This is a genomic window from Comamonas sp. C11 (assembly GCF_024496285.1).
In the GTDB taxonomy this organism is placed as follows: Bacteria; Pseudomonadota; Gammaproteobacteria; order Burkholderiales; family Burkholderiaceae_C; genus Comamonas; species Comamonas testosteroni_F.
The window spans coordinates 3,238,877-3,263,657 of record NZ_CP101743.1; the positions used below are offsets into that span (position 1 = coordinate 3,238,877).

Annotated in this window: 18 protein-coding genes and 1 tRNA gene; 6 read left to right on the forward strand and 13 right to left on the reverse strand. The window is 59.6% G+C overall.

The window, feature by feature from the left end:
• Positions 1-17: 17 nt before the first annotated feature.
• Positions 18-2,594, reverse strand: a complete 2,577-nt coding sequence (gene hsdR, locus NOX35_RS14810; protein WP_256493769.1) for an EcoAI/FtnUII family type I restriction enzme subunit R — start codon at positions 2,592-2,594, stop codon at positions 18-20.
• 27 nt (positions 2,595-2,621) lie between these two features.
• Complete coding sequence (locus NOX35_RS14815; protein ID WP_256493770.1) at positions 2,622-3,344, reverse strand: recombinase family protein; 723 nt, start codon at positions 3,342-3,344, stop codon at positions 2,622-2,624.
• A gap of 215 nt (positions 3,345-3,559) precedes the next feature.
• On the opposite strand from NOX35_RS14815, the gene NOX35_RS14820 reads away from it, so the two are divergent.
• Positions 3,560-4,054 (forward strand): hypothetical protein, encoded by a 495-nt coding sequence (locus NOX35_RS14820; protein WP_059441813.1) that lies wholly within the window; start codon positions 3,560-3,562, stop codon positions 4,052-4,054.
• Between the two features lie 24 nt (positions 4,055-4,078).
• Here the strand turns inward: NOX35_RS14820 and NOX35_RS14825 are convergent, their stop codons facing one another.
• The 3 genes from NOX35_RS14825 to NOX35_RS14835 form a co-directional block, all read right to left on the reverse strand.
• Positions 4,079-5,998 carry a site-specific integrase gene (locus NOX35_RS14825; protein ID WP_256493771.1) on the reverse strand — a complete coding sequence of 640 codons (1,920 nt, stop codon included), beginning with the start codon at positions 5,996-5,998 and terminating at the stop codon, positions 4,079-4,081.
• A gap of 87 nt (positions 5,999-6,085) precedes the next feature.
• Positions 6,086-6,159, reverse strand: a tRNA-Gly gene (locus NOX35_RS14830).
• A 256-nt stretch (positions 6,160-6,415) separates the two neighbouring features.
• Positions 6,416-6,658 (reverse strand): hypothetical protein, encoded by a 243-nt coding sequence (locus tag NOX35_RS14835; RefSeq protein ID WP_182283025.1) that lies wholly within the window; start codon positions 6,656-6,658, stop codon positions 6,416-6,418.
• 11 nt (positions 6,659-6,669) lie between these two features.
• Here NOX35_RS14835 and NOX35_RS14840 point away from each other — a divergent pair, with 11 nt between their 5' ends.
• Both NOX35_RS14840 and cyoE read left to right on the forward strand, forming a co-directional pair.
• Positions 6,670-7,848 carry a heme A synthase gene (locus NOX35_RS14840; protein WP_256493773.1) on the forward strand — a complete coding sequence of 393 codons (1,179 nt, stop codon included), beginning with the start codon at positions 6,670-6,672 and terminating at the stop codon, positions 7,846-7,848.
• Between the two features lie 24 nt (positions 7,849-7,872).
• Entirely contained in the window at positions 7,873-8,778 is a 906-nt protein-coding gene (gene cyoE / locus NOX35_RS14845; RefSeq protein WP_256493775.1) for a heme o synthase, read from the forward strand.
• Positions 8,779-9,065: 287 nt separating this feature from the next.
• Here cyoE and NOX35_RS14850 read toward each other — a convergent pair whose 3' ends face one another.
• From NOX35_RS14850 to NOX35_RS14865, 4 genes are all read right to left on the reverse strand, one after another.
• Positions 9,066-10,043 (reverse strand): c-type cytochrome, encoded by a 978-nt coding sequence (locus NOX35_RS14850; RefSeq protein ID WP_182283028.1) that lies wholly within the window; start codon positions 10,041-10,043, stop codon positions 9,066-9,068.
• Between the two features lie 17 nt (positions 10,044-10,060).
• A complete protein-coding gene (locus NOX35_RS14855) occupies positions 10,061-10,780 on the reverse strand; it encodes a c-type cytochrome (RefSeq protein WP_256493778.1) in 720 nt (239 codons plus the stop codon).
• A gap of 182 nt (positions 10,781-10,962) precedes the next feature.
• Positions 10,963-12,786, reverse strand: coding sequence for an ATP-binding protein (locus tag NOX35_RS14860; RefSeq protein ID WP_182283030.1), 1,824 nt, complete (start codon positions 12,784-12,786; stop codon positions 10,963-10,965).
• The gene (locus NOX35_RS14865; protein WP_182283031.1) at positions 12,786-13,460 is read right to left on the reverse strand and encodes a response regulator; all 675 of its coding nucleotides are present in this window, start codon (positions 13,458-13,460) and stop codon (positions 12,786-12,788) included. Before NOX35_RS14865 ends, NOX35_RS14860 begins: the two co-directional genes overlap by 1 nt.
• A 238-nt stretch (positions 13,461-13,698) precedes the next feature.
• On the opposite strand from NOX35_RS14865, the gene NOX35_RS14870 reads away from it, so the two are divergent.
• From NOX35_RS14870 to NOX35_RS14880, 3 genes are all read left to right on the forward strand, one after another.
• A complete protein-coding gene (locus NOX35_RS14870) occupies positions 13,699-15,066 on the forward strand; it encodes a prolipoprotein diacylglyceryl transferase family protein (protein ID WP_256493779.1) in 1,368 nt (455 codons plus the stop codon).
• A 23-nt stretch (positions 15,067-15,089) separates the two neighbouring features.
• Positions 15,090-15,968 (forward strand): thiol:disulfide interchange protein DsbG, encoded by an 879-nt coding sequence (dsbG, locus tag NOX35_RS14875; RefSeq protein WP_256493781.1) that lies wholly within the window; start codon positions 15,090-15,092, stop codon positions 15,966-15,968.
• A gap of 76 nt (positions 15,969-16,044) precedes the next feature.
• Positions 16,045-16,395, forward strand: coding sequence for a hypothetical protein (locus NOX35_RS14880; protein ID WP_182283034.1), 351 nt, complete (start codon positions 16,045-16,047; stop codon positions 16,393-16,395).
• Between the two features lie 49 nt (positions 16,396-16,444).
• Here the strand turns inward: NOX35_RS14880 and NOX35_RS14885 are convergent, their stop codons facing one another.
• The 4 genes from NOX35_RS14885 to smc form a co-directional block, all read right to left on the reverse strand.
• Positions 16,445-17,491, reverse strand: a complete 1,047-nt coding sequence (locus tag NOX35_RS14885; protein WP_182283035.1) for a patatin-like phospholipase family protein — start codon at positions 17,489-17,491, stop codon at positions 16,445-16,447.
• A gap of 30 nt (positions 17,492-17,521) precedes the next feature.
• Positions 17,522-19,648, reverse strand: a complete 2,127-nt coding sequence (gene ligA, locus NOX35_RS14890; protein ID WP_256493783.1) for an NAD-dependent DNA ligase LigA — start codon at positions 19,646-19,648, stop codon at positions 17,522-17,524.
• A 64-nt stretch (positions 19,649-19,712) separates the two neighbouring features.
• Positions 19,713-21,062, reverse strand: coding sequence for a cell division protein FtsZ (locus NOX35_RS14895; RefSeq protein ID WP_087865065.1), 1,350 nt, complete (start codon positions 21,060-21,062; stop codon positions 19,713-19,715).
• Positions 21,063-21,099: 37 nt separating this feature from the next.
• Positions 21,100-24,627 (reverse strand): chromosome segregation protein SMC, encoded by a 3,528-nt coding sequence (gene smc, locus NOX35_RS14900; RefSeq protein WP_256493785.1) that lies wholly within the window; start codon positions 24,625-24,627, stop codon positions 21,100-21,102.
• Positions 24,628-24,781: the final 154 nt, after the last annotated feature.

Below are 24,781 nucleotides of genomic sequence, written 5' to 3' on the forward strand. Positions count from 1 at the left end.
CTATGTATTTTGAAGGATCAAGCTTGGGCTGGCTGATAGATGGCCTGGCCGAGCAAAGCGATGGCGTTCTGGTAGTTGAGCTTGGAGCCGCCAAAGCTCTTGATCAACTCAACAGGCGAGCCCATCTGATTGAGAGGCTGAACCTTGAGCACATCCGTATTTTCGATGGCTTTAATGCCCTCATCGGCATATTTGTCGATCAAAGCGTCCAGCACCTTGCGCGCCGTCTCGCCATATTTGGCATAGACGCCCTCGTCCTGCAGCTTTTTCTTGGCACGCTTGGCGCGCTCACTGCGGGTGAGCATGGGCTGGTCGTAGGCCACATGCAGCAGCACATCAAAGGGGTCGGCGTCAGCCAAGCTGCTGCCGTTACCCTTCTCCAGCGCCATTTCTTCAACCAAAACGTCGAGCAGCACGCCATGGTTCTGCAGCTCTTCAATCAGCGCCTGCTTGCGATCTGCATCACTCCAAGCCTGCAAGAAGGCGTCCAGCGAGTCGTACTTCTTGGCCAGGTTGATACGGGTGAAGTCACGCAGGCTTTCAGTCACGAGCTTGCCATTGGCATCCATGTATTGAATACGCTCACGGGCAATGCTCACGGTGACGCGCCCACCGATCTGGTACTTGCGCGGCTGGCCAGTGCTGCCCGTTGAGCCAGCACCGCCATTCACACCGGCTGGGTCTTTGGTATTGCCACCTGCAGGTGTTCCATCGGGCTGGGTGCCATCTGGCACGCCAGTGCCCTCGTCTATTCCCGAACCTTCGCCTTCGGCTGGGTCAGGCTGCTCTGGAGGCACCACATCATCTTCACCCGTGGGTTTGTAGATCTGTACGGGCTCGCCATCAAAGTCCTTGTCGGCGAACAGCTCTGTGGCGCGCTTGAAGTCGAGGATGGTGAAGAACTGCTTGCCGCGCTCTTCATTCAAACGCGTGCCGCGGCCAATGATCTGCTTGAACAGCGTCATGGACTTGATGTTCTGGTCCAGCACGACAAGCTTGCAGGTCTGCGCATCGACTCCGGTGCTCATGAGCTTGCTGGTCACGGCAATCACCGGGTCCCGGCTGTCCGGGTCGATGAAGTTGTCCAGCTCCCGCTTGCCAACCTCGTTGTCACCTGTGATCTGCATCACATACTTGTGACGTGTCGTGCAAAGGTCCTTATTCGCCTCAGCCAGCGCAGCCGTCATGCGCTGGGCGTGATCCACGTCTTCGCAGAACACAATGGTCTTGGCGTCACGGTCTGTACCCTTGAGGTATTGGGTGATCTTGTCGGCAACGACCTTGTCTCGCAAACCCAGCACCAGGTTGCGGTTCATGTCGGCCGCTGTGTAGACGCGGTCTTCAATGAGGTTGCCCGCATCGTCCAGCATGCCCTTGGGCGGGCGCCAGCCAAAGGTATCGCGGTCCAGATCGACGCGCACGACCTTGTACGGTGCAAGGAAGCCGTCCTCGATGCCTTGCTTGAGCGTATAGGTGTATGCGGGCTCACCGAAGTAATGCATATTGGATGCATCCTCGGTCTCTTTAGGCGTTGCCGTCAGTCCAACCTGCGTCGCGCTGCTGAAGTAGTTCAGGATTTCGCGCCAAGCTGAATCCTCATTGGCACTACCGCGGTGGCACTCGTCAATGATGATGAGGTCAAAGAAATCGGGGCTGAACTGGCGAAAGACATCGTCTGCGCCGCTCTTGCCCGTGACTGCCTGATACAGACCCAGGTAAACCTCATAGGATTTGATGACCTTCTTGCCGCCCGTCAGCTTCTTGCCCTTGGTGAGAGCTAGTTCCAGCTCCTCCACCGTGGTGGTGCCGTCAGCGTCAACACGCTCAATGCCCTTGGCATTCGGGCTGAGCTTGGCCATCGCACCCTTGAAGGGCTTGAAGTCACCGACCATGGTCTGGTCCACCAGGATATTGCGGTCGGCCAGAAACAGGATGCGCTTCTTGGCACCGCTTTTGAGCAGGCGCCAGATGATCTGGAAGGCTGTGTAGGTTTTGCCGGTACCTGTGGCCATCACCAGCAGCACGCGGTTCTGCCCAGCGGCAATGGCCTCCAGAGTCTTGTTGATGGCATGCACTTGGTAATAGCGCGGAACTCGATTGCTATCGCCTTGGTGGTAGGCAAAGGCATTGACAGCGGTTTGCGCTGGGGTCCAGCCCTTCCACTGCTGGTAGAGCTCCCACAGGTGCTCGGGCGACGGGAACTCATCTAGCTCAAGATTGGTAAGCAGTTGCCCATTGAAAAGCTGCGTCGCGTCCCGGAACACAAAGCCATCACCATTGCTGGAAAAAGCAAATGGCACATCCATTCGGTGTGCGTATTCAGTGGCCTGCTGCATGCCAGCGAACACCGTGTGATTGTTGTCCTTGGCCTCGATGATGGCTAGAGGCTGTCCAAACTGATAGCACAGCAAGTAGTCAGCCCGAAGTGCCGACTGCTTATTACGTTGTGCCTTCTGTCCTCTGACAACTATGCGGCCTGGAGCGATGGTGTATTCACGATAGATCTGATCGACCTCGCTCCATCCAGCTTTCACCACAGCTGGGCTGATGAATTTCGCACAAATATCGGCTTCGCTGAGCTGCTTCTTGTCCATGCCATCCCCGTATCTCTAATAGGATGATTATGGCTGCAATGTAATGCTGTCCTTACATTCAACACTTGGACCTGAATTAGCGAGCCTTCCCAGCAAAATCTGCAGTTGTCGCAGTGACCACACCCCACCTCTTGGCGCAGATAATCCCAGCCCATTTAGCTCTGCCACCATTTTTCGCTGGCTCATGCCCTGTGCTTGGAAACCGGTAATCACGCTCCTGAATCTGGCAGCAAACGCAGCGGCTGCGTCTTGGCGTGAGCTGTTCAAGGACGACAGATTCGCACCACCAGCACCGCCAAGCACCGCACCTCTTGCCTTTGCAGCTGCCAACGCTGCCTTGGTGCGCTGACTGATACGCCGTCCTTCAAACTCCGCAAAGTTGGCCATGCTGACCAGCACCATGCGCCCTTCCGGTGTTGCCGGGTTCACATCCGGCAGGTCGGCAAAACAGATCGTGACCTTGCTGGTGTCTATTACTTCAAGGAAGAAGCGCACATCACGAGCAAGCCGATCAAGCTTACCGATCACCAAATCGCAGTCATGTTGACGACAATGCGCCAGAGCCCGCTCAAGCTCAACGCGCTGCTTCATTCCCTTGCGCCCAGACTCGACCTCCTGGAATTCATCAACGTAGAGACCACCCCTCGCGCTCACAAAAGTCTGCACGGCAGTTCGCTGAGCCTCCAGCCCCAAACCGCTCTGCCCCTGCCTCTGCGTACTCACGCGCAAATATCCAACATATTTTTTCATCATCAAATCCTGCCTGACTAAATACACGAACGAGCGTTTAGTTGTTAGTCAGACCACAGAAATCAATAGGAAATATTTCTACCTGGGCAGAGCTTCAAACTTTCAGAATACAGTTTGAACTTACTTTCCAATATTAATGAAGAACTAACTGATAAAGTTCCTATCCAATATGACGTAAAGCACGTTTATGATTCACTCATTCAACGGAGTGAAAAATGAAAAGTCACGAATACATCAATATTGGTTTTATGAAGAGCGGCCTAAAAGTCAAAGAGGCTGCCGAGTTGCTTGAATTCAATAGATCCAATCAATTTTCTGCAGTGCGCTCTGGAGTTGAAAAGTTGCCCAAGAGCAAAATCTTCCTAGTTTGCGATCTTTTTGACCTCGACCCAATGACTTTAGTCGAGCTAATGATCAAAGATTCAATTGATGGCGAGTTCAGAGCCATTCTCGAACATGTGCAAAATTACATGAAGCAGCCTATGTTGACCGCATACGAGTTACTACTCATTAATTTCATTAGACAGCGCTCTGACACATGCAATATCAATTTTATTGATAACAAAAACAGTCCTGACTGGAAACAATCGGAGATTCTAAAGAAGTCTATCGAGAATCTATGCGATGCTGCAAAGCTACAGCGGGACCAAGCACTTACTGAGATGAGAAGTATTAAAATGCGAGGCCCCGTCTCCTACAAGAAAAGATAAAAAAGCGGCCGATACGGCCGCTTTTCATTTTTTGTCGATCTTTCTTCTCAATGCATCCTTTAATGCCATCATTCCTTCAGCTACATTGAACTCACAAATCACAGGAATCTCAAACCGCATCAAATCAATATATGGTTTCAGGTCATTAACAGACGCAGCTTTTTCATATCGAACTTCCGAAATCAAATCACTACGCTCATGCCCCATTAAGTCGGCCTTCATAGATGAAACAATGCCAGTTTTTGACAAGGCGGCCGCGAAATTATGTCTCAGAGAGTGAAATGTATATTTTCCATCACGAGGTATATTCAATTTCCCAAGCATCACTCTGTCATTAAACCATTTTCCAGCATCCTTGCTGTACCCCTTCACCGCATGAAATTTAAGCTCAGGGAAAAGCCTCTCATAGCCCGCACTCATCAACGCATCACAGTAATCCTTCAACCCTAGGCGAAGCAGCTCGGGGTGAACTGGAATCAAGCGCTTAGCGTTACTGGTTTTCAAATCCTTGTCATCAACCTTGTTACCATCATCATCCTCATTCGTCACATGAAAGCACCACACCCCATTGATATCGACAATATCGCTCAGAGCAAGTTGACATATCTCATTCAAGCGAGCACCAGAGAATAGGCCAATCACTGGCAACCAATAATAATGAGGGGAATAGCTATGATAACGGCCTGCTGCAGTTCTATGCCCCTTACCATCACGAAACCATTCGAGCCCAAAAACCTGAAGCAGCATTTCATCAGTCAGTGCACAGCGTTCATCTTGAGCTCGTTTGCGCTTGACGACAATTTCCTCTGACAATCCGGCCGCAGGATTCTTTTCTAAGAGACCTTCATTGAGTGCCCATTTAAATATTGAACACGCACCATCCAATATTTTCTTCTGCTCATTAGATGTTATACATTTTAACTTCTTGGCTTTTGCTATATCCATCAACTCTTTAATCGATGCTTCACGTAGATCAAGCTTCTTAGGCAGCAAATCCCGACGGTATGGGATATGCTCCAATTGAGACTTAAACAACCGCAGGTCATTTCTTGAAATACCTTTAGACGGAACATCACCAATTAACTCCAGCAAGATATCGGCTTGCTTTCTACGCCTATCTTGCTGATCAAACTTCCAGGAAGAGCTAGCCACCTTCACGGAGAAATATTGCTCTATTAATTTCGACAACCGAATAGACTCGTCTACAACTACAGTTTCGACCTTCGGTCCTTCATCTCTTTTCTTGACACCAATGACCGCTTCAATTTTTCTGACTTTTTCAAGTAACTCAAACCGAAAGTGCTGAGCATCCGTTCGCCTAACCCATGCATCACGCAGGCGAAACTTCACATCGTCACCGCTTACGACAAAGTATCGACTATTAGTTGCAATCTGAAAAACCCTAGCACCATGCGATTCAGCATTGGAATATACAAGTTCCCGCACGTCGTCTTCAAAATAGAATTTTATAAATCCTGTCGGCCTAGTTATTCCGAATCTGGTGGTCAACATCTGAGGAACTATGGCAACCTCAACCTCCTCCCCATAGTACCCTAGCCCTATATCCTGTTCAAGGTCATCTATGATCCAGCCTTCAAGCCTTTCTGAGTGAATATAAAAAGGGTAGTTTCTATCGCACATCATCCGGGATATTTCCGTGATATCGGAACCCAGAAGACTTGCTAATTCGGGCAGTTTGATATAGCCCGTAGATAAAAGCTCCGGTAGAGCTTCTTTAATTTTTTCCGAATCCATGAATGAGAGCTGATGCAAGGTTCTGTGCCATCTCGCTCTAATGTCCGCAGCAATGATCTTGGAGACTACGGGCTTTCGACTTCCGGTAGAAAAGTGAAGCTCGGTCTTGCCGACGATCGATTGGAGACGCTTGGGCACGTACATCCGAACCGCATAGATGCCGCTTGGACGGCGATAGATCTGATCCATCTCGTAGAACACTCTCGTAGTAGTGCTTACGAAACTGGCACATTCAAACCGAAGGAGTCATTATAAATCAATGACTTAGGCTCGGTTTGGAGCGGGCGATGGGAATCGAACCCACGTTATTTGCTTGGGAAGCAAGAGTCCTACCATTGAACGACGCCCGCGTCTGCGACGAAGCCACGACTGCAGCTGTCTTTGACAGGCTCACAGTTCCAGGCTGTGAGCTTGAGCTATCGTACATCAAGGCTGTACAGCCTCCGTTCAAAATCGGAGCATTTTGGCAATTTTTTGCCTCGGAGTTTTCCCGAAAGCCGGGTTTTGAGGGCAAGCCTTTCTTCCTCTTTGTTAGGGACACTCAGGTCACGACTGCCTAGCCTCAAATCACATGGGTAAAATTGTGCGGGATCAAAGAGCCTGCATTCAACTGCTGCTCCAAGCGTCGAGCAGAGTCCCGGCCCTGGAGCGCTCAAGGCTCGATACGAGCAAGCAGGTTTTTCTCTCGTTTTGCGCTTGACCAAGATCTTCAATAATTTCTGTAAATACTGGCCAAGTACTGACCGTCCCAGCCAAACCATGCCACTTTGCCTTTGCGATTTTGCCCTGACCGTTGACCGCGCCGACCTGTCTGAATTGCAGGCGGCCAAGCAATGGAAGATGGCCCATGGAGCATTGGCATGACAGAGCAACAGCTATACGACCTGGCTCCTGCACTGGAGCTGATGGCTTTTGGTCTGGCGCTGGCCCTGGGACCTTTATGCTGGGTCTGGTGGCGCAATCGCGGCACAGGTTCCGGCAGGCGCCTTCAGGCGCTATGCGTGCTGACATTGTTCCTGACCTTCGACCTGGTTCTATTCGGCGCCTTCACACGTCTGACAGACTCGGGCCTGGGCTGCCCTGACTGGCCTGGCTGCTATGGCACGGCCAGCCCTATCGCAGCGCATGCCCAGATCTCCGAAGCGCAAGCTGCCATGCCGACCGGCCCGGTCACCCATGGCAAGGCCTGGGTGGAAATGATTCACCGCTATCTGGCGACCACGGTCGGCGTGCTCATCATTGCAATGACAGTCATGAGCTGGAAGCAGGCACGTGCAGCCAGGCTAACGGGCCAACACGCCTGTTTCAGAGGCGCTGCCAACCCCTGCTGGCCGACTCTGGCTCTGGTATGGGTCTGCATACAAGGCGCTTTCGGAGCGCTGACAGTCACCATGAAATTGTTTCCAGCCATCGTCACGCTGCACCTGCTGGGCGGTACCGGCTTGCTGGCATTGCTGGCCATTCCTGCAGCGGGCCTGAGCCAGCAGCAAGCTGGCCGCTCTCCGGCCCTGATCGCCAGACGCTTGCGCATCATGCTGTGGCTTTGCCTGGCGCTGCTCATCGTCCAGGTCAGCCTGGGCGGCTGGGTCAGCACCAATTACGCCGTGCTGGCCTGCACGACCTTCCCTGGCTGTCAGGGTAGCTGGTGGCCTGCCATGAATTTTGCCGAAGCGCTGCAGATCTGGCGCCCTCTGGGCATGCTCAAGGACGGCAGCCACATCAGCTTCGAAGCGCTGACCGCCATTCACTACACCCACCGTCTAGCGGCCTATGTGGTGGTTCTGGCACTGGCTGGTCTGTGGTGGGCATTGCGCCATGCTCCTGCACTGGCCAAGCAGCGCCGGCTGCTGGGATTTTTTGCGGTGCTGCAAGTTCTGACGGGTCTGTCCAACGTGGTCTTGGACTGGCCCCTGGTTGCGGCCGTGCTTCACACCGGTGGAGCCGCGGCCCTGGTAACGATTGTGGTCTGGAGTCTGGCCGTGACGCGCGCAAATGCCGTCGCCGCCCCCGGGCCCGAAATGGCGCGCCGCCCAGCCTGAGGCATAGCGTAAAAGAGTGATTGCATGAGTCAAAGTGAAGCCTTGTTGAATAACACCTCGCGAATCAGCCAGTTCTATGCACTGACCAAGCCGCGCGTGGTGCAGCTCATCGTGTTCTGCGCCCTGATCGGCATGGTGCTGGCCGTTCCCGGCTGGCCCACGGCCAATCAGTGGATGCATATGGGCGTTGCCTGCGTCGGCATCTGGCTGGTAGCGGCTGCAGCAGCGGCCTTCAACTGCCTGGTGGAGCGTCATATCGACGCCAAGATGAAGCGCACATCCTGGCGCCCCACGGCGCGCGGCGAACTCTCCAGTCAGCAGGCTCTGGCCTTCTCGGCCATTCTCTGCATGATTGGCGCCACGATCTTGCTGGTCTGGACCAATGCGCTGACGATGTGGCTGACACTCGCCACCTTTGTCGGCTATGCGGTGATCTACACCGTGGTTCTCAAGCCCGCCACGCCACAGAACATCGTCATCGGCGGAGCCTCTGGCGCCATGCCGCCCGTGCTGGGCTGGGCCGCCATGACAGGCAATGTCGGCCCCGAGGCGCTGATTCTGTTCCTCATCATCTTCCTCTGGACTCCGCCCCACTTCTGGGCCTTAGCCCTGTACCGCGTGGAGGACTACCGCCAATCCGGCCTGCCCATGCTGCCCGTGACCCATGGCAGCGAATACACGCGCCTGCAGATTCTGCTCTACACCGTTGTGCTGTTTGCGGCCGGTCTGCTGCCCTTCATGTACGGCATGAGCAGCTGGCTGTATCTGTTCGCAGCTGTCGTTCTGGGTGCAGGCTTCATCGCCTATGCCGTGGCCCTGTACCGCAATTACTCGGACGAGCTGTCGCGCCGCACCTTCCGTTTTTCACTGCTTCACCTGAGCCTGCTGTTTCTCGCCCTGCTCGTGGATCACTACCTGTTCATGGCCTGATCTTTCAAGCCCTGCCATTGCAAAAGCCCGGCTCGCCGGGCTTTTCTACGTCCGTCGGGAAGTGATCTTCCCGCGCTTTCCGAGTCTAGGTTTGAGTGCGGATTCAATGGGCCTTGTGCAGCCCTGCCAAACCCTGAGCTCCGAGTCCAGGGCGCAACGTACTGCCGACGGCTCAACGGCGGCTTGGCCGGACACCCACTCTGATCACCCCGATCACCAAAAAAGGCCAACCCCTATTACAGGGCTGGCCTTGAGCCTGCATCCGGCAGACCTAATCAAGCGCCCATTTACAGACCCTTGAGCAGCTTGCCGTTCACTTCCTTGCCGTACATGGAGTATTTGCCATGGTGCTTTTCAGCCGTGGCCTGCAGATTGCCGTTGAAGCGCGGATCCTGGCCACGCTCCTGGCTGTTGATGAAGGTTGCCACATCCCAGGCTTCCTGATCGCTCAGCGTTGCATTGCCGTAGGGCATGTTGTTCTTGATGAAGTTGGCCGCCTTGTCGATGTCATGCATGCCGGCACCCCAGTTATAGGAGTCCTTGCCCCACAGCGGCGGGAACACGGCCACATCGCCGACAAACTGGCCCTTGCCGTCTGCAGCGTGGCATAGCGCGCACTTGGCTTCATAAACCTTGGCACCGGCTTCATAGGTGGGAGTCTCTTCGGGCTTGCCCGCCTTCTTGAAACCTGCACCGGGCAGCTTCTCGCCCGTGGGGGCCTTCTGTGCCATCCAGTAGGCATAGGACTCCAGCGCCACCAAAATGTCATGACCGTCGTCCGGTGCCTTGCCGTTCATGGAGTACATGAAGCAGCCGCGCACGCGCTCGGCAAAAGTGTCCACATGGTCGGTCTTCTTGCGATAGGCCGGGTACATGGGGTAGGCCCCCCACATGGGGGCTGCGCCCTTCAAACGACCAGCGTCGAGGTGGCAATTGGTGCAGCTCAGCGGATTGCCCGAGAAGCCTACGGCATTGACCGGCGTGCGTGTGAAGATCGCTTCGCCACGGCGCACCCAATCGCCCATGGGGCCTTCCGGGTAGTCGCTGACGCCGGGAGGTGTGAATTCGCCGGGCTTGACAGCCACAGTCACGGCCTTGGCGTCTGCGGCAGGCGCAGCCACCTTGGCCGGTTCTGCGGCCTTCTTGGGGCTGCTGATGCTCATGCCATACCAGAGCGCGCCGCCCAGACCTGCGAACAGGCAGGCCACCACGGCGTATTCAGCGAGATTGGAGCTTTTGGAAGCAGTTTGTTGTTTGTCCGACATTGTCAACTCCCGAACTCTTAAGGCTTGGCGATTGCTGCTGCAGCAGCGGGGTTGTGCAGGCGCTGGTAGTACGCTGCAACGGCCTTGACGTCATCGGCCGTGAGCTTCTTGGCCACAGCCCCCATCAGACCCAGTGGGCCGGCCTCGCGCTGCCCCTTGTTCCAGGCATCGATCTGACTTTGCATATAGTCGGCTGTCAGATGGCCGATGGCTGGAAAGTCCTTGCCCACGCCTACTCCGCCTGGGCCATGGCACTGCGCACAGGCAGGAATGCCGTCGGCCCAGCGGCCGCGCTCGACCAGCCAGGCACCGCCATCGTCGCTCTTGCCGGGCAAGGCACCGCGCACGCTCTTGATAGGCAGTTGCAGGCTGGCGTAATAGACGGCCACATCGGCGCGCTCCTGCTCGCTCAAGGCCTTGGCCATGGGAGCCATGACAGCGGACTGACGGGCACCAGCCGCCAGCTGGCTCAACTGACGCTCCAGGTAACCGGCGTGCTGGCCCGCCAGTGCGGGGAAGCCAGGCTGGCCCTCGCCCTTGGCACCATGGCAGGTGACGCAGGCAGCCGCACCGCCGGCCGAGCCGGACTGAGCGATCTTTGCACCGGCAGCGGCATTGCCGTTCAATGCAGCCTTGGCGGCAGCAGGTTCTTGTGCCCAGGCGCTGGTCGCCATCAGCATGGAAATGCCGACAGCCACCCACGACCGGGGCAGAGTCTTTGTGTTCAAGCGATTCATCTTGGGAATGGAGGTTTAAGCGGCTCAGATCTGCCGCACATCAGGCGTGTGCTGAACGCCGACGTCTGACCTGGAATGTCACGAGCCAAAGCAGCCCAATGACAGCAAGCACATTGCCCGAAGATACTTATAGAAGATTAAGAGCCAATTAATGCTGCAAACAATCGGCTCCCCAGAGGCGACTAATCAGGCTGCGCAGCACAGGACTTCACCGGCAGGCATAAGCGCACCACCAGCCCTGTCGCCGCTTCTGGCGCCAGGCCGTTGTGCACCTGCTCGAATGCGTGGCCCTTATGCTGCTGCCACCGGGCCAAGGGCAGCAGCTCCAGCTCACCGTCGCTGCACTGTGCAATGCGCTGCACAATCGCCAGCCCCAGACCGCTGCCATGGGCCTGATGCTGTTTGCGCCAGAAGCGCTGGGTCGCAACGGCACAGTCCTCGCTGCTCAGCCCGGGCCCATGGTCAATCACCGTGAACTCCACATAACCGGCAGGATTGACAGGCATCGCCTGCGGCTTGTCGCCGCCGACCTGCGCCAGCTGCGGAATGTGGCGCAGGCCGAGCTGCACCGCAGAGTCGCCCGGCTCGCCACTTGCCTGCTGCCCATAGCGCAAGGCGTTTTCCATCAGATTGCGCAATGCCGACACCAGCAGGGGCTGAGGCACTGCTACACGCAAGTCCTGCAGCCTGGCGTCATTCAGGGCTTGCTGAGGCAACCAGCGCAGGCGCAGCGAGCCTGACGGAATGGCCGTGGCGGCCAATCCCCAGGCTTTTTCCAGAGCCTCCCAGGCACAGGCGGGCTCGCTACCGCAGGCCATGGCACGAGAACCTCCTGCATCTTCGTTCACCGGCTGACAATCCAGCCTGGCCAAGAGCAGCAATTGTTCCAGCGTGTGCTGCAAATGCTCCACGCCCTCCCCCGCCTGCTCCAGCGCCTGCCGGGTCATCTGCCACTGCGCGGTTTCCGAAATCGGCCTGGGCGCGGCATTGTCTTTGCCGGCGCCGGGCTGATCCCTCAAAGCCACCATCTGATACCCCGCATTGGCCACCGCCATCTGCGCTACCTGCACATGGGTTTTGACGGCAGTCAGCGGAGTGCGCAGCTCATGGGCGGCATCGTCGCTCCAGCGACGTTCGCGCTCAATGGCTCTGTGCACGCGCTGCAGCAGGTGATTGATGGTCTGCACCAGTGGCGCCAGCTCCTTGACCTGCCGGCCTTGCGCCACGGGCGAATCATCTCCGGGCGGACGCTCGCTCAACTCCTGGCGCAGCGACTCAAGGGGGTGCAGGCCGCGTGTCACCCCCCACCACATCAACACCATGCTGGCCAGCAGCGCCAGCACAAAGGGCAGGATGATGGTGTAGGCGAAACCATGGATCAGTCCCTCGCGCACATCGATGCGGTCGGCCGTGGCAATGCGTACGCCATGCTCCTCAAGCACATAGGTACGCCAGGGCTTGCCGCCCTTGGTGATGCTCGAGAAGCCCAGCGGCAGCGGCCCCTGGAAGCTGGGCGCACCCGCAGTGCGAGCCAGCACCTGAGAATCGGCAGGCTCGGTAGCCCGCTCGGAAGCCGCATCTGCGGAATCAACGGCGCGACCGGTCTTTGCGGTTTTGGTGCGCGGTGCATCCAGCGGAGATGCCGGAATCAGTGCCGGGCGAGCCGCCTTGTCGCTCGCCTCGTCCGACACAGCATTTGCATCCGGATCCACACCATCATGTGTAGGTGCGGTATGCACTTCGCTGCGAATCATGCTGACCTCGCAAGCCACTCCATCACGTGCCACCACATTGAGCATGGGACCCCAGTCCTCGGGACTGGTGTTGTGCGGCTTGAACTGGTGGACAATGCCGGCCACCATGCGGGCCGATGCAATCAGTCGGTCGTCGAGCACGGAACGCAGCTCATGCCTCATGCCGGCAAACATCCAGGCGGCCACACCGCCCCACAGAGTGCACAGCGCCAGACACAGCCAGACCAGCAAACGGACCCGCAGGCTGCGCATCAGCAACTGCCTCCCTGCACCCGCCCTAATCTGAAACCCACACCACGCACGGTCTCCACCATGTCCGAGCCCAGTTTGCGACGCAGATGGTGCACATGTACATTGACCGCGTTGCTTTCCACATCAAGGCTGTAGCCGTAGAGGCTGTCGCGCAGTTGCTCCAGGCTCAGCACTCGCCCCGGCGACTGCAGCAGCGCGCGCAGCAACGCCCATTCACGACGCGACAGGTCCACGATGCTGCCCTCCCGTATGGCCTGGCCGGCGGCCAGATCCACTTTGACATCACCCAACGCAATCCAGTCCACGGTACGCCCCGCCGCCCGTCGCAGCAGCGCGTGCAGTCGCGCCGCCAGCTCGTGCAGATCGAAGGGCTTGACCAGATAGTCGTCAGCACCGGTCTGCAGGCCTTCGATGCGCTGGTCCACTGCATCACGTGCGGTCAGCACCAGCACCGGCAGCTCCAGCCCCTGACTGCGCCACCGTGCCAGCAGATGCAGACCGTCCTCATCGGGCAGACCCAGATCCAGCACACACACATCGAAGTGGGAGGATTTGAGCGCCGCATCAGCCTGGCTGGCGCAACCCACCACGTCCACGCCAAAGCCCTGTAGCTGCAGGCCCGCCTTCACCCCGCTGGCGACCAAAGCGTTATCTTCCACTAACAGCACATGCATTTTTTCACTGCGCAACCGCCACCCGCACCATCACATCCAGAGATGTGAGTACCCGTTACGCACCTTGTTTATCCGAATCGGCCGAGCATCGCAGATTTATCTTTTCGCAGCGTTAACCCCTGCTTAATCCCCTGCATCCAAGATGCGGGGCTGCCTCATCCAAGACACTCAGCCACCACCATTCATGTCTCTTCGCTCTGCCGCAGCCCTAGTTTTGCTTTCAGTCCTGCTGACGGGGATGACTGCCTGGGCACAGCCGCTGAACCTGCCCAGCCTGAGTGCCGCCAAGCCCGCTGCGCAACCCGAAGTCCTGACTGCCGAACAGGCTTTCGAGCTGGTCCACGCCGAGCAAAGCGCCATCAAGACAGAGGCTGATGGCCGCCGCCTGCTGGAGCTGCGCTGGAACATTGCTCCAGGCCACTATCTCTACCGCGACCAATTGCGCCTGCTCGATGCTCAAGGTCAGCCAATACCACTGCAGATTCCTGAAGGTCGGACCCTGAGCGATGCCTTTTTTGGCCATGTACAGGTCTTTCACCGGGAGTTGCGCATTCAGGCTGCACTGCCTGAACAGTCGACGCGATGGCCGCTGGAGCTGCAATGGCAGGGCTGTGCCGAGATAGGCATCTGCTACCCGGTACAGCAGCAGAGCATCAGCGCCGCTCAAGCAGGCATGGACAGGAATGCGGATGCCCGGGCTCCAGCCCTGAGCGAAGGCAATACCGAAGCAGCTCAACCCGGCTTTTTGCAGGCACTGGCCTTGCCCGCCAGTGTGCGGATAGGCCCTCTCGCTCTGCCAACAATGGCTCTTGCCGCATTTCTGGCATTGCTTGCCAGCCAGTGGTGGGCGCGACTCAGGCAGCGGCAAAGCAATCAGCCTGTAGAGACTCTGCTGCTTCACGCCACGCTTGCTGGACTGGTGGCGGCGCGCGCGGCATACGTCGTGCAATGGTGGCCCGAGTACTGGGCGCCCGTGAGCGCATCTCCCGCAAGCGTGTTGCAGATTCTGGATATTCGCGACGGTGGCTGGAACCTCTGGGCCGGACTGCTGGTAGCGGCTGTCTGGGCAGCCTGGAGCTGCCGCAGCAATGCACTCCTGACACGTGGCGTGTTGCAGTCCCTGGGCGTGGGTGCCTTCATCCTGATGGCAGCTTACACACTGCGAAATTGGGTTGAGCCTCCAGAGTCTTCACTCCCCTCCTTGACGCTGGTCAGCGCTGCCGCTCAGCCCACGGATCTGCGCAGCTACGGTGGTCAACCGCTGGTCATCAACCTCTGGGCCAGTTGGTGCCCGCCCTGCAAGCGCGAGATGCCGGTACTGGCCCAAGCGCAAAAAGACCATCCAGGCGTGCGTTTCATCTGGATCAACCAGGGTGAAGACGCCGCCGCAGTGCTGCGCTATTTGCAGTCCATGCCTCTCCCCCCAGCCCAGGTGCTCCTGGACCCTGAGCAGCTCGCCGGTCAGCACTGGCAGCAACGCGCCCTGCCATCCACCTATTTCTATGACGCGAACGGACGCCTGCGGTCCACTCGCACGGGGGAGCTCTCCCGCGCCAGTCTGAGCGAGCAGTTGCGCATCATTGCGCCTCCAACACAGGCCCCATGACTCAAGATGGACAAAGGTTTATCGTGCCACGTTTACAGCTCCTGTCACGCCAATTGGCGGCGCTGACGCTCCCCATCTTCGCTGCAGCCGCAGCCACCGTGGTGGCCGTGGCCTATACCCGCGACGTGATTGCCGCCAGCAGCGCTGCAGCAAGCAGTGCGGCAAGCAGCGACCTGCCTTCTGCACAGTTTCTCGCCGAGCAAGGCCTGCAGATCGTGGGCCCCATGCAAAGCTCCGGCGGCCTCAAGGCCTGGGCCGCCTACCGCGACCAGCAGCCCATCCCCATCTATCGCATGCCTGACGGCAAGCACTGGGTGATTGGCACCGTCATTGATGCCCAGGGCAAGGATGTCAACGCCAAAGCCTTGCACAATGCCGTGCAAAAGCCCATGGGTCAGGGGTTCTGGGCCGATCTGGAGCGTACACACTGGATTGGCGACGGCAGGCCCGATGCCGCCCGCATCGCCTATGTGTTCACCGACCCCAACTGCCCCTATTGCAACCAGCTCTGGCGCGATGCCAGGCCACTGGTGCAAGCCGGCCAGTTGCAGTTGCGCCATATTCTGGTGGGCATGCTGCGCCCCAGCAGCGAAGGCAAGGCCGCCGCCATTCTGGCCTCCAAGGCACCCGAGCAAGCTCTTGCCAGCCACGCCATGGCCTATGCCGACGCTCATGGCAAGAATCCCGATGCCCTGGGTATCGCACCACTGCAGCGCATCCCCCTGTCGGCCCGCGATGCACTGGCCAGCAACGCCGCGCTGATGAGCAGTGCAGGCCTAGGTGCCACACCCGCGACGATCTGGAAGAATGCCCAGGGACTGGTGCAGATCCGCACCGGCATGCCACCCAGGCTGCTGGACGAGTTGATGGACAATGCTCCCGCCAAGTCGCCCGCACGTTAGGATTCAGGCCGCCGTATAGCCCTTACACAGAATCTGCAAGCAGCTACCATTGCAATAGCAAATCTGCCCCAACACCATGAGCCGACCTGACTGGAACACCCTGCTGCCCGCCCTGCGCCCCGGCACACGCATCGTACTGCACGCCCCCAGCACGCAAGCGCTGCTGCGCGCACGCGGCAACTTCAAGAACCTGAAAACTGCCAACCCCGAGTTGGAGGTCTGGATTGTCGTCAACGCCCAGGCCGTGCAAGCCGTGCTGGACCAGCCCGACGATATGGGCCCGGCTCTGGCAAATGTGCTGCTGTGCCCCAACACACTCAGGAACGCCGGCATCAGCGCACCGGACAATATTCAGGTGCTGCCCATGGGCGCCGTCGAAGCCATCGCCCGCATGCAGCAGGATGGCTGGACCTATATCCGCAGCTGAGCAGACAGCGTTTTCGACACTCCAGAGCTGCGCGCACCCCAACCCCTGGCTAAAGGCCCCAGTCCTTGAGCGCAGGCAACGCCAGCTGGGTTGCGGCATAGCCCTCATCGATGGACTCGCGCCCACGGTAGAAATCCATCAGCCCGACATGCGAGAGACGCGGAGCAATCAGCACCTCGGCCGGGTCACCTGCCATGCGGCTGCGGGTGATGCGCATCTGCATGATGTTGACACTGGCCATGACCACATTGACCAACGAGGGCACAGGCACAGAAGCATCGTCCTCGGCATCTCCCTCCCCCTTGCGGCCCCTGCGCATGACGGATGAGGACAATGTCTTCACGCTCGTCATGCTGCGCTTCCATGCGCCCGTCCAGCCGAGCGGTGAGCCATTCGCCGCCAGAGCTTCGGGAATCTGGCCCAGCGGTACCGGAGGCTCCTCCTCTTCCAGATGCAACTGCGAGACCCTGAGCTCGCGGGCATGCAGGTTGAGCTCGCTTTCGCTCATGTCCACGGGCTTTATATGCCTGCGCATGATGTCGGCATTCAGATCGACGGCGATGACGATGTCAGCACCCATGGCGCGCGCCAAAGACACCGGCACCGGGTTGACCAGACCGCCATCGACCAGCAGCCGCCCCTCCCGCATCACGGGAGTAAACAGGCCGGGCAAGGCGATGGACGCGCGCACGGCCTCGGCAATCGAGCCCTTGCGCAGCCAGACCTCGGCTCCTGTCTGCAGATCGGTGGCAACGCAGCCGAACGGCGTTCCCAGTTGCTCCACAGTTTCCTGGACGAAATTCTCGCGCCAGAACTCGATGATCTTCTCGCCCTTGAGCAATCCGCCGCCCAGATTGAAGTCCATGAAGCCGAAGACCTTGCGCTTGCCCAGGCCCAGTACCCAGCTCTCGAAGGCATCCATTTCGCCGGCCGCGTAGGTTGCACCGACCAATGAGCCAATGGAGGTGCCGCAGATGATGTCGGGGCTGACACCGGCCTCGCGCAGCGCGCGCAGCACGCCAAAATGCGCCCAGCCTCTTGCAGAGCCGCTGCCCAGGGCCAGCCCCACCACGGGTTTGCGTCGCAATTTGTTCATGTGGCCTTCCTTGCTGCTTCTACAGTCGACTCAACCGGGCTGCTCGCCCCTCAGCAGTGCCAGCATGCCAGCTTCATCCAGCACGGGCACGCCCAACTCCTCGGCCTTGGCCAACTTGCTGCCCGCCTCCGCCCCTGCGACCACATAGCTGGTCTTTTTGCTGACCGAACCCGAAACCTTGGCACCCGCCGCCTCCAGCATATCCTTGGCGGTATCGCGGCCCAGCGTAGGCAAGGTGCCGGTCAGCACCACGGTCAGGCCAGCCAGAATCTGAGGCGCCTTCTCGGCCGGCTCACCTTCCTCCCAGTGCACACCGCAGGCGCGCAACTGCTCCACCACCTCGCGGTTATGGGGTTGAGCAAAAAAGGTGTGAATGCTGTCGGCCACCACTGGCCCGACATCCTTGACCTGCAGCAACTCTTCCACGCTGGCGTCCATGATGGCGTCAAGCTTGCCGAAATGCTTGACCAGATCCCTGGCCGTGGATTCGCCTACATTGCGAATGCCCAGGCCAAACAAAAAGCGCTGCAGCGTGGTGCTTTTGGATTTCTCCAGGGCAGCCAGCACGTTCTGGGCCGATTTCTCGGCCATGCGATCCAGCGCTGCCAGCGAGCTCAGGCCCAGTCTGTAAAGGTCAGGCAACACGCGCACCACCTGGGCATCCACGAGCTGATCGACCAGCTTGTCGCCCAGACCTTCGATGTCCATGGCTCGGCGGTGAGCAAAGTGCAAGATTGCTTCCTTGCGCTGCGCGCCACAGAACAGGCCGCCCGTGCAGCGGTGATTGGCCTCGCCTTTTTCACGCACCACCGCGCTGCCGCAGATGGGGCAGGTCTTGGGCATACGGAAGTTGGGCACATAAACAGGCCGCTCGCCCGGCACCCGGCCCACCACCTCGGGGATCACGTCGCCCGCGCGGCGCACTATGACCTGGTCGCCCACGCGCACGCCCTTCTTGCGGATGTCGAACAGATTGGACAGCGTGGCATTGGTCACCACCACACCACCCACCTGCACAGGAGCCAGGCGCGCCACAGGCGTCAGCTTGCCCGTGCGCCCCACCTGCACGTCGATGGCTTCCATCAGCGTGGACATCTCCTGCGCCGGATACTTGTGCGCCACGGCCCAGCGAGGCTCGCGCGACTTGAAGCCCAGCTGACGCTGCAGGGCCAGGCTGTTGACCTTGTAGACCACGCCGTCGATTTCATAGGGCAGATTGGCACGCTCGGCACCGATGCGCTCGTGAAACGCGACCAGTTCAGAAGCGCCCAGCGCAATACTGACTTGCGGTGCAACCGGAAAGCCCCAGGATTTCAGCGTCTGCAGCATGGCGTAATGCGTGCGGAAGTCCGGCCCGCCCTGCTCCGGCGGTGTGATCTCGCCCAGACCGTAGGCAAAGAACGACAGCGGACGCTGGGCCGCGATATTCGAATCAAGCTGACGGACCGATCCGGCTGCCGCATTGCGCGGGTTGGCAAAGGTCTTGGCGCCGGCGGCCAGCTGGCGCGCGTTGAGCTTGTCAAGATCGGCCTTGGCCATATGCACCTCGCCACGCACCTCCACCACGGGCGGCACATCGCGGCCTGCGGACAGGGACAGTGGAATCTGGCGAATGGTACGGATGTTGTGCGTGACGTCTTCCCCCACCTCGCCATCGCCGCGCGTGGTGGCCTGCACCAGACGGCCGTTTTCATAGCGCAGATTCATGGCCAGGCCATCGAACTTGGGCTCGGCCACATATTCAATGGCAGCAGCGGACTCATCCAGCCCCAGCTCCTTGCGCACACGCTGGTCGAAGGCAATGGCACCCGTGGCCTCGTTATCGGTCTCTGTCTGGATGCTCAGCATGGGAACGGCATGGCGAACCGGAGTCAAACCGTCCAGCACCGCACCGATCACGCGCTGCGTGGGCGAATCCGGAGTGATGAGAGCCGGGTAAGCCCCCTCCAGTGCTTCGAGTTGCTGATAGACGCGGTCATATTCCCCGTCTGGCACCGTGGGCGCATCAAGCACATAGTACTCATGTGCCCATTGATGGAGTTGGGCGCGCAATGCCGCGACCTTGCTCGTCACGCTTTCAGGCACCCCTGCATTGATAGCTGCCGACGGCTTCTGGCTCTGTGGTTCAGCGGAAAAAAGGTCTAAATTCTCGGTCATGCTCTGCCCGCTGGAAATTCAAGGTCCGGGATAAAAAAGGCCAACATCGTTGGCCCTGTTTGTTTTAGCTGAAAAGCCTTCTGGCGAGAAGTGAGCCGGCCGACAGCTCTGCGCTGTCGAGCTTGTCATAGAGCAACTCCAGGTCATGCTGAATCGGGTCCAGCGCCGAGACCGGCAGCAGATAGCCGTTCTGGTCGCAGAGCACGCCGTCCATGGTCTGGCACAGTTGCTCCGCCACCTGGCGCAGGCGTGCAAACGGCTGCTGGCCGCGCGGCACCTGGGCCACATCCAGGCTGAGCAGGAACTCGCGCACGACGGACTGATCCAGATCGTCGCCCATGGCAGCCTGGGGATCGTAGTTCAGCACCAGCACGGGCGGCAGGCCCTGGATGGGCGAGGCAAGCACCATACGGCCCGGCATGGGCGTGATGACAAAGCCCAGGCGCTGGGCATTTTGCTGCACATAACCAGCACTCCAGGATGCCTGACGCGCACGCAGCATAAAGCTCAGCTGCGCATCGTGCTCGCTGGCGAACTGATCGAGCTCGCGTGCACGCGAGACCTCGTTGAGCATATTGGGCACGTCTGCCATGGCGCCCAGCGCATCGGCAAAGCGCTGCACCTTGGTGACGAATTCCGAAAACTCGATCTCGTTGAGTGCGCCGGTGCGGTTGGCCAGTTGGACACCTGCCTGAAAGCCCAGATAGCGCTGGCCGGTCTGCAACGGCTCCCACTGCTTGCTGTCCTGGTTCATGCCCTCGATGGCAAAGGGCTTGTTGCCGGCACGGCGGGTGCTGGGCTGGGCCTGCAAGGCCACTTCACCAGGAACAATCTGGGCCACGGTAATCGGAGCAATCGCATCGATCAGCGCATCCAGATGGCCGCGACGCTCCACTGACGGGGCGGGAGGAATCGAAGTGGCCAGAGGAGCGTCCGTCAGCACAGGCTCCACAGCCTGCGCGGCCTGCTCAGTCACTGCAGCAATGGCTGCATCCGTGCCCTGAGCGTTCACCTCTTGCACAGCATGCGCAGCCTCATTCGCCTCGGCTTTGTGCTGGGCGGCAGCCAGGGCTTCCTGACGCTGCACTTCCTCATGGGCTTCGCGCGCCACCAGGCGGGCCAGCTCGGCATCGGCTTCGGCAAAGCGACCTGCGGATTCGGGCATCTGCAGGGGCTCGGTACCGGGAATGGCCTTGCCGAAATCACCCAGCACGGGCTCATGCTGGTATTTGGTCAGGTCCGCACCATGACCGACGGTGTTCATTCCGGGCTCGAGGCGCTGAGGATCTGTGCTGTCTTCCTCAGGCTCGGCCCGCTTGGGCGCATTGCGACGCGCAGTCCAGGAGTTGTAGGCAACGATCAGCGCCAACAGCACCACACCCAGGACGGCCAGACTGATTTGCAAGTTACTCATGTGAGAAAACGGTTCTTCAATAGGGGGATGACCGGGCTCAGGATAGCTCAGCCATGGAGAGGGCGGACTCCATGTCCACCGCAACAATTCGTGAAACGCCCTGTTCCTGCATGGTCACACCAATCAGCTGTTCAGCCATCTCCATGGCGATCTTGTTGTGACTGATGAACAGGAACTGGGTTCCCTTGCTCATGCTGTAAACCAGCTTGGCATAACGTTCGGTATTGGCGTCGTCCAGCGGCGCATCCACCTCGTCCAGCAGACAGAATGGCGCTGGGTTGAGCTGGAAGATGGCAAACACCAGCGCAATCGCAGTCAGCGCCTTCTCGCCGCCCGAGAGCAGGTGAATGGTCTGGTTCTTCTTGCCGGGCGGCTGGGCAATCACCTGCACCCCGGCATCGAGAATTTCGTCGCCGGTGATCACCAGCTTGGCTTGACCGCCGCCGAACAGTTCGGGAAACATGCGGCCAAAATGGCGATTGACGATGTCGAAGGTGCCGGTCAGCAAATCCCGCGTCTCGGCATCGATCTTGCGAATGGCCTCTTCCAAGGTGTTCATGGCCTTGGTCAGATCATCCATCTGCGCATCGAGGAAGGTCTTGCGCTCACGCGCCAGGGTCAACTCATCCAGCGCGGCCAGATTCACGGCCCCCAGGGCCTGGATTTCGCGGTGCAGGCGGTCGATTTCGCCTTGCAGGCCGTGCATGCGCACATTGCCTTCGGCAATCGACTGGGCCACAGCAGCCAGATCGGCCTCGGCTTCGGTCAGCAGATTGCTGTACTGCTCCAGACCCAGGCGCGCGGCCTGCTCCTTGAGCTGGAATTCTGTGATGCGCTGACGCAGCGGGTCCAGTGCCTTTTCCAGGCTCTGACGGCGCTCGTCGCTGGCACGCAGCTTGTTGGTCAGATCCTCATATTCGCTGCGGCGCTCGGCGACGTCTTTTTCGCGCTGCATCTTCAGATCCAGAGCATCCTGCAGACCGCCCTGCGCCGCGGCATCAGACAGTCTTGCCAGTTCGTCCTGAGCGCGCTGCTGCTCCTCGGCCAGGGACTTGGCCTGCTGGCTGGCGGTTTCGATGGTACGTGACAGCTCGGCACGGCGAGCATGCAGCGTGCGCTGCGAGAAGGTCGCTTCCTGGGCCTGACGCTCCAGGCTGCGCAACTGCTCGCGCGATTCGTTCAGGCGGCGCTCGGCCTCCAGCACGCGATCTCCCAGCTGGGCATGGCGCTCCTGGCTGTCGGCCAGCTGCATGTCCAGCTCTTCAAAGCGTGCCTCTGCGGCGACCTTGCGCTCTTCGATATCGGAGAGCTGGGTTTCGACTTCGGACAGATCCGCCGAAATTTGCGCGTTGCGTGCCCGCGCCTGCTCGGCCAGTTGAGACAGGCGCAAGGTCTCGACCTGCAGCTCATGGGCACGACTTTGCGACTCGCTCGCTTCGCGACGTGCGGACACCAGACGCTGCGAAGCATCGGCATAAGCGCTTTCGGCGCGCACCAGAGCCGAACGCGATTCATCGGCGATCAGCGCCTGGGCGCGGACCTCCTTTTCCAGGTGCTCGATTTCCTGCGCCCGCGCCAGCAGCCCCGATTGTTCGGAGTCCTGCGCATAAAAGGTCACGCTGTGGGCGGTCACCGCATGGCCGGTGGGCACATAAATGGTCTCGCCAGCCTGCAGATCGGCGCGCTTGGCCAGGGCCTCGTCGAGCGTGGGCGCGGTATAGCAGCCCGTCAGCCAGTCCACCAGCACGGCGCGCAGGCCGGCGTCACTGATCTTGAGCAGATCGCTGAGACGCGCAAAGCGCGAAGCTGACGGGGCGCCGGCTGCCTGAGCCTGGCTGAAGAAGGCCAGCCGGGCCGGCGGAGCATCCTGCCCCCCCGAGCCCAGAAAACCGCGCACCATGTCGAGGCGACCGACTTCCAGCGCACCCAGGCGTTCGCGCAGTGCGGCCTCCAGCGCATTTTCCCAGCCCGACTCGATGGCTATGCGGCTCCACAGGCCTTGCATGCCGTCCAACCCATGCTTGGCCAGCCAGGGCTGAAGCTTGCCATCGGTCTTGACCTTTTCCTGCAAGGCCTTGAGCGCATCCAGCCGTGCCGACAGGTCGGCGTGACGACTGTTTTCGGCATTCACGGCCTGCTGGCGTGCGCGCCGGTCCTCGTCGAGCTGCGGCACGCTGTCCTGCAGCTCGTTGAGGACGGCATCGGCCATCTCGGCCAGCTCCTGCGCCTCGGCCAGTTGCGCCTGCAGATTGTTCAGACGCGCTTCGTCCGGCGTTTCCAGTGCATTGCGGTCGGCCCGTAAGCGCTCATAACGGGTTTCAAACTGGCGACGCTGCTCATCGAGACTGCGCTGCTCGGCGGCCAGCACCTGAATCTGCTGCTGCACCTGCACCACCGAGTTGCGCTGTTCGGCATCGGCTTTCTGCGCCTTGTGCAGAGAGTCTTCCAGATCGGGCAGGCGGGTGCTTTGCTCCTCGAGCTGGGCTGCCAGCATCTCGGCCTGCTCTTCGGCATCCATGCCCGCACCTTCGATGTTCTCGATCTCGCCCTGGGCCTCTTCGCTGCGGCTGCTCCACAGCAGCAGTTGCTCGGCCAGTTGCTGCAGACGCAGCTGCACGCGCTGGCGGCCTTCGACCACATAGCGGATTTCGGCCTCCAGCTTGCCGACCTCGGCCGTGGCTTCGTAGAGCTTGCTCTGCGCCTGGTTGACCTGATCGCTGGCGTCGTAGTGCGACTGGCGCAGGGTCTCGAGTCCGCTCTCGTTGTTGCGGATATCGGCCATGCGCTCTTCGAGCTCGTTGACGACCTTGAGGCCTTCGATGCGCACGCGGTCCTGCTCGGCCTCGGCCTCGGCCCGCTTCATGAACCACAGCTGGTGCTGCTTGAGCGTGACCTGGGCGTTCAGGCCGTTGTACTTGGCCGCAACTTCGGCCTGCTTTTCCAGCTTGTCCAGATTGGCATTGAGCTCGCGCAGAATGTCTTCCACACGGGTGAGGTTCTCGGTCGTGGCCGAGAGGCGGTTTTCCGTCTCACGACGACGCTCCTTGTACTTGGAAACCCCGGCCGCTTCTTCGAGGAACAGGCGCAGCTCTTCAGGGCGCGACTCGATGATGCGGCTGATCGTGCCCTGGCCGATGATGGCGTAAGCACGCGGTCCCAGACCCGTGCCCAGAAACACGTCCTGAACGTCGCGACGACGCACGGGCTGGTTGTTGATGAAGTAGCTGCTATTGCCCTCTCGCGTGAGCACGCGCTTGACGGCGATCTCGCCAAACTGCCCCCACTGGCCGCCCGCACGGTGGTCGCTGTTGTCGAAGGTCAGCTCCACGCTGGCGCGACTGGAAGGCTTTCGATGCGTGGTGCCGTTGAAGATCACGTCCTGCATGGACTCGCCGCGCAGCTCGCTGGCCTTGCTTTCCCCCAGCACCCAGCGCACTGCATCCATGATGTTGGACTTGCCGCAACCGTTGGGCCCCACCACGCCGACCATCTGCCCCGGCAGAATGAAGTTGGTGGGCTCGGCAAAGGATTTGAAGCCGGAGAGCTTGATGGAATTCAGGCGCACGGTGTCGGTGTCGGTCTAGAGGCTGGCCAGCAAAGGCTTGTGATTGGGAAAGAAAAACGGCAAAAGCGGTTGCACAAACGCAAAACTTGAAAAAGCCCTGTTCTTGCTCGCAACCGTCAACAGACGGGAATCATAACGCGGCCTGCCCCCTCGT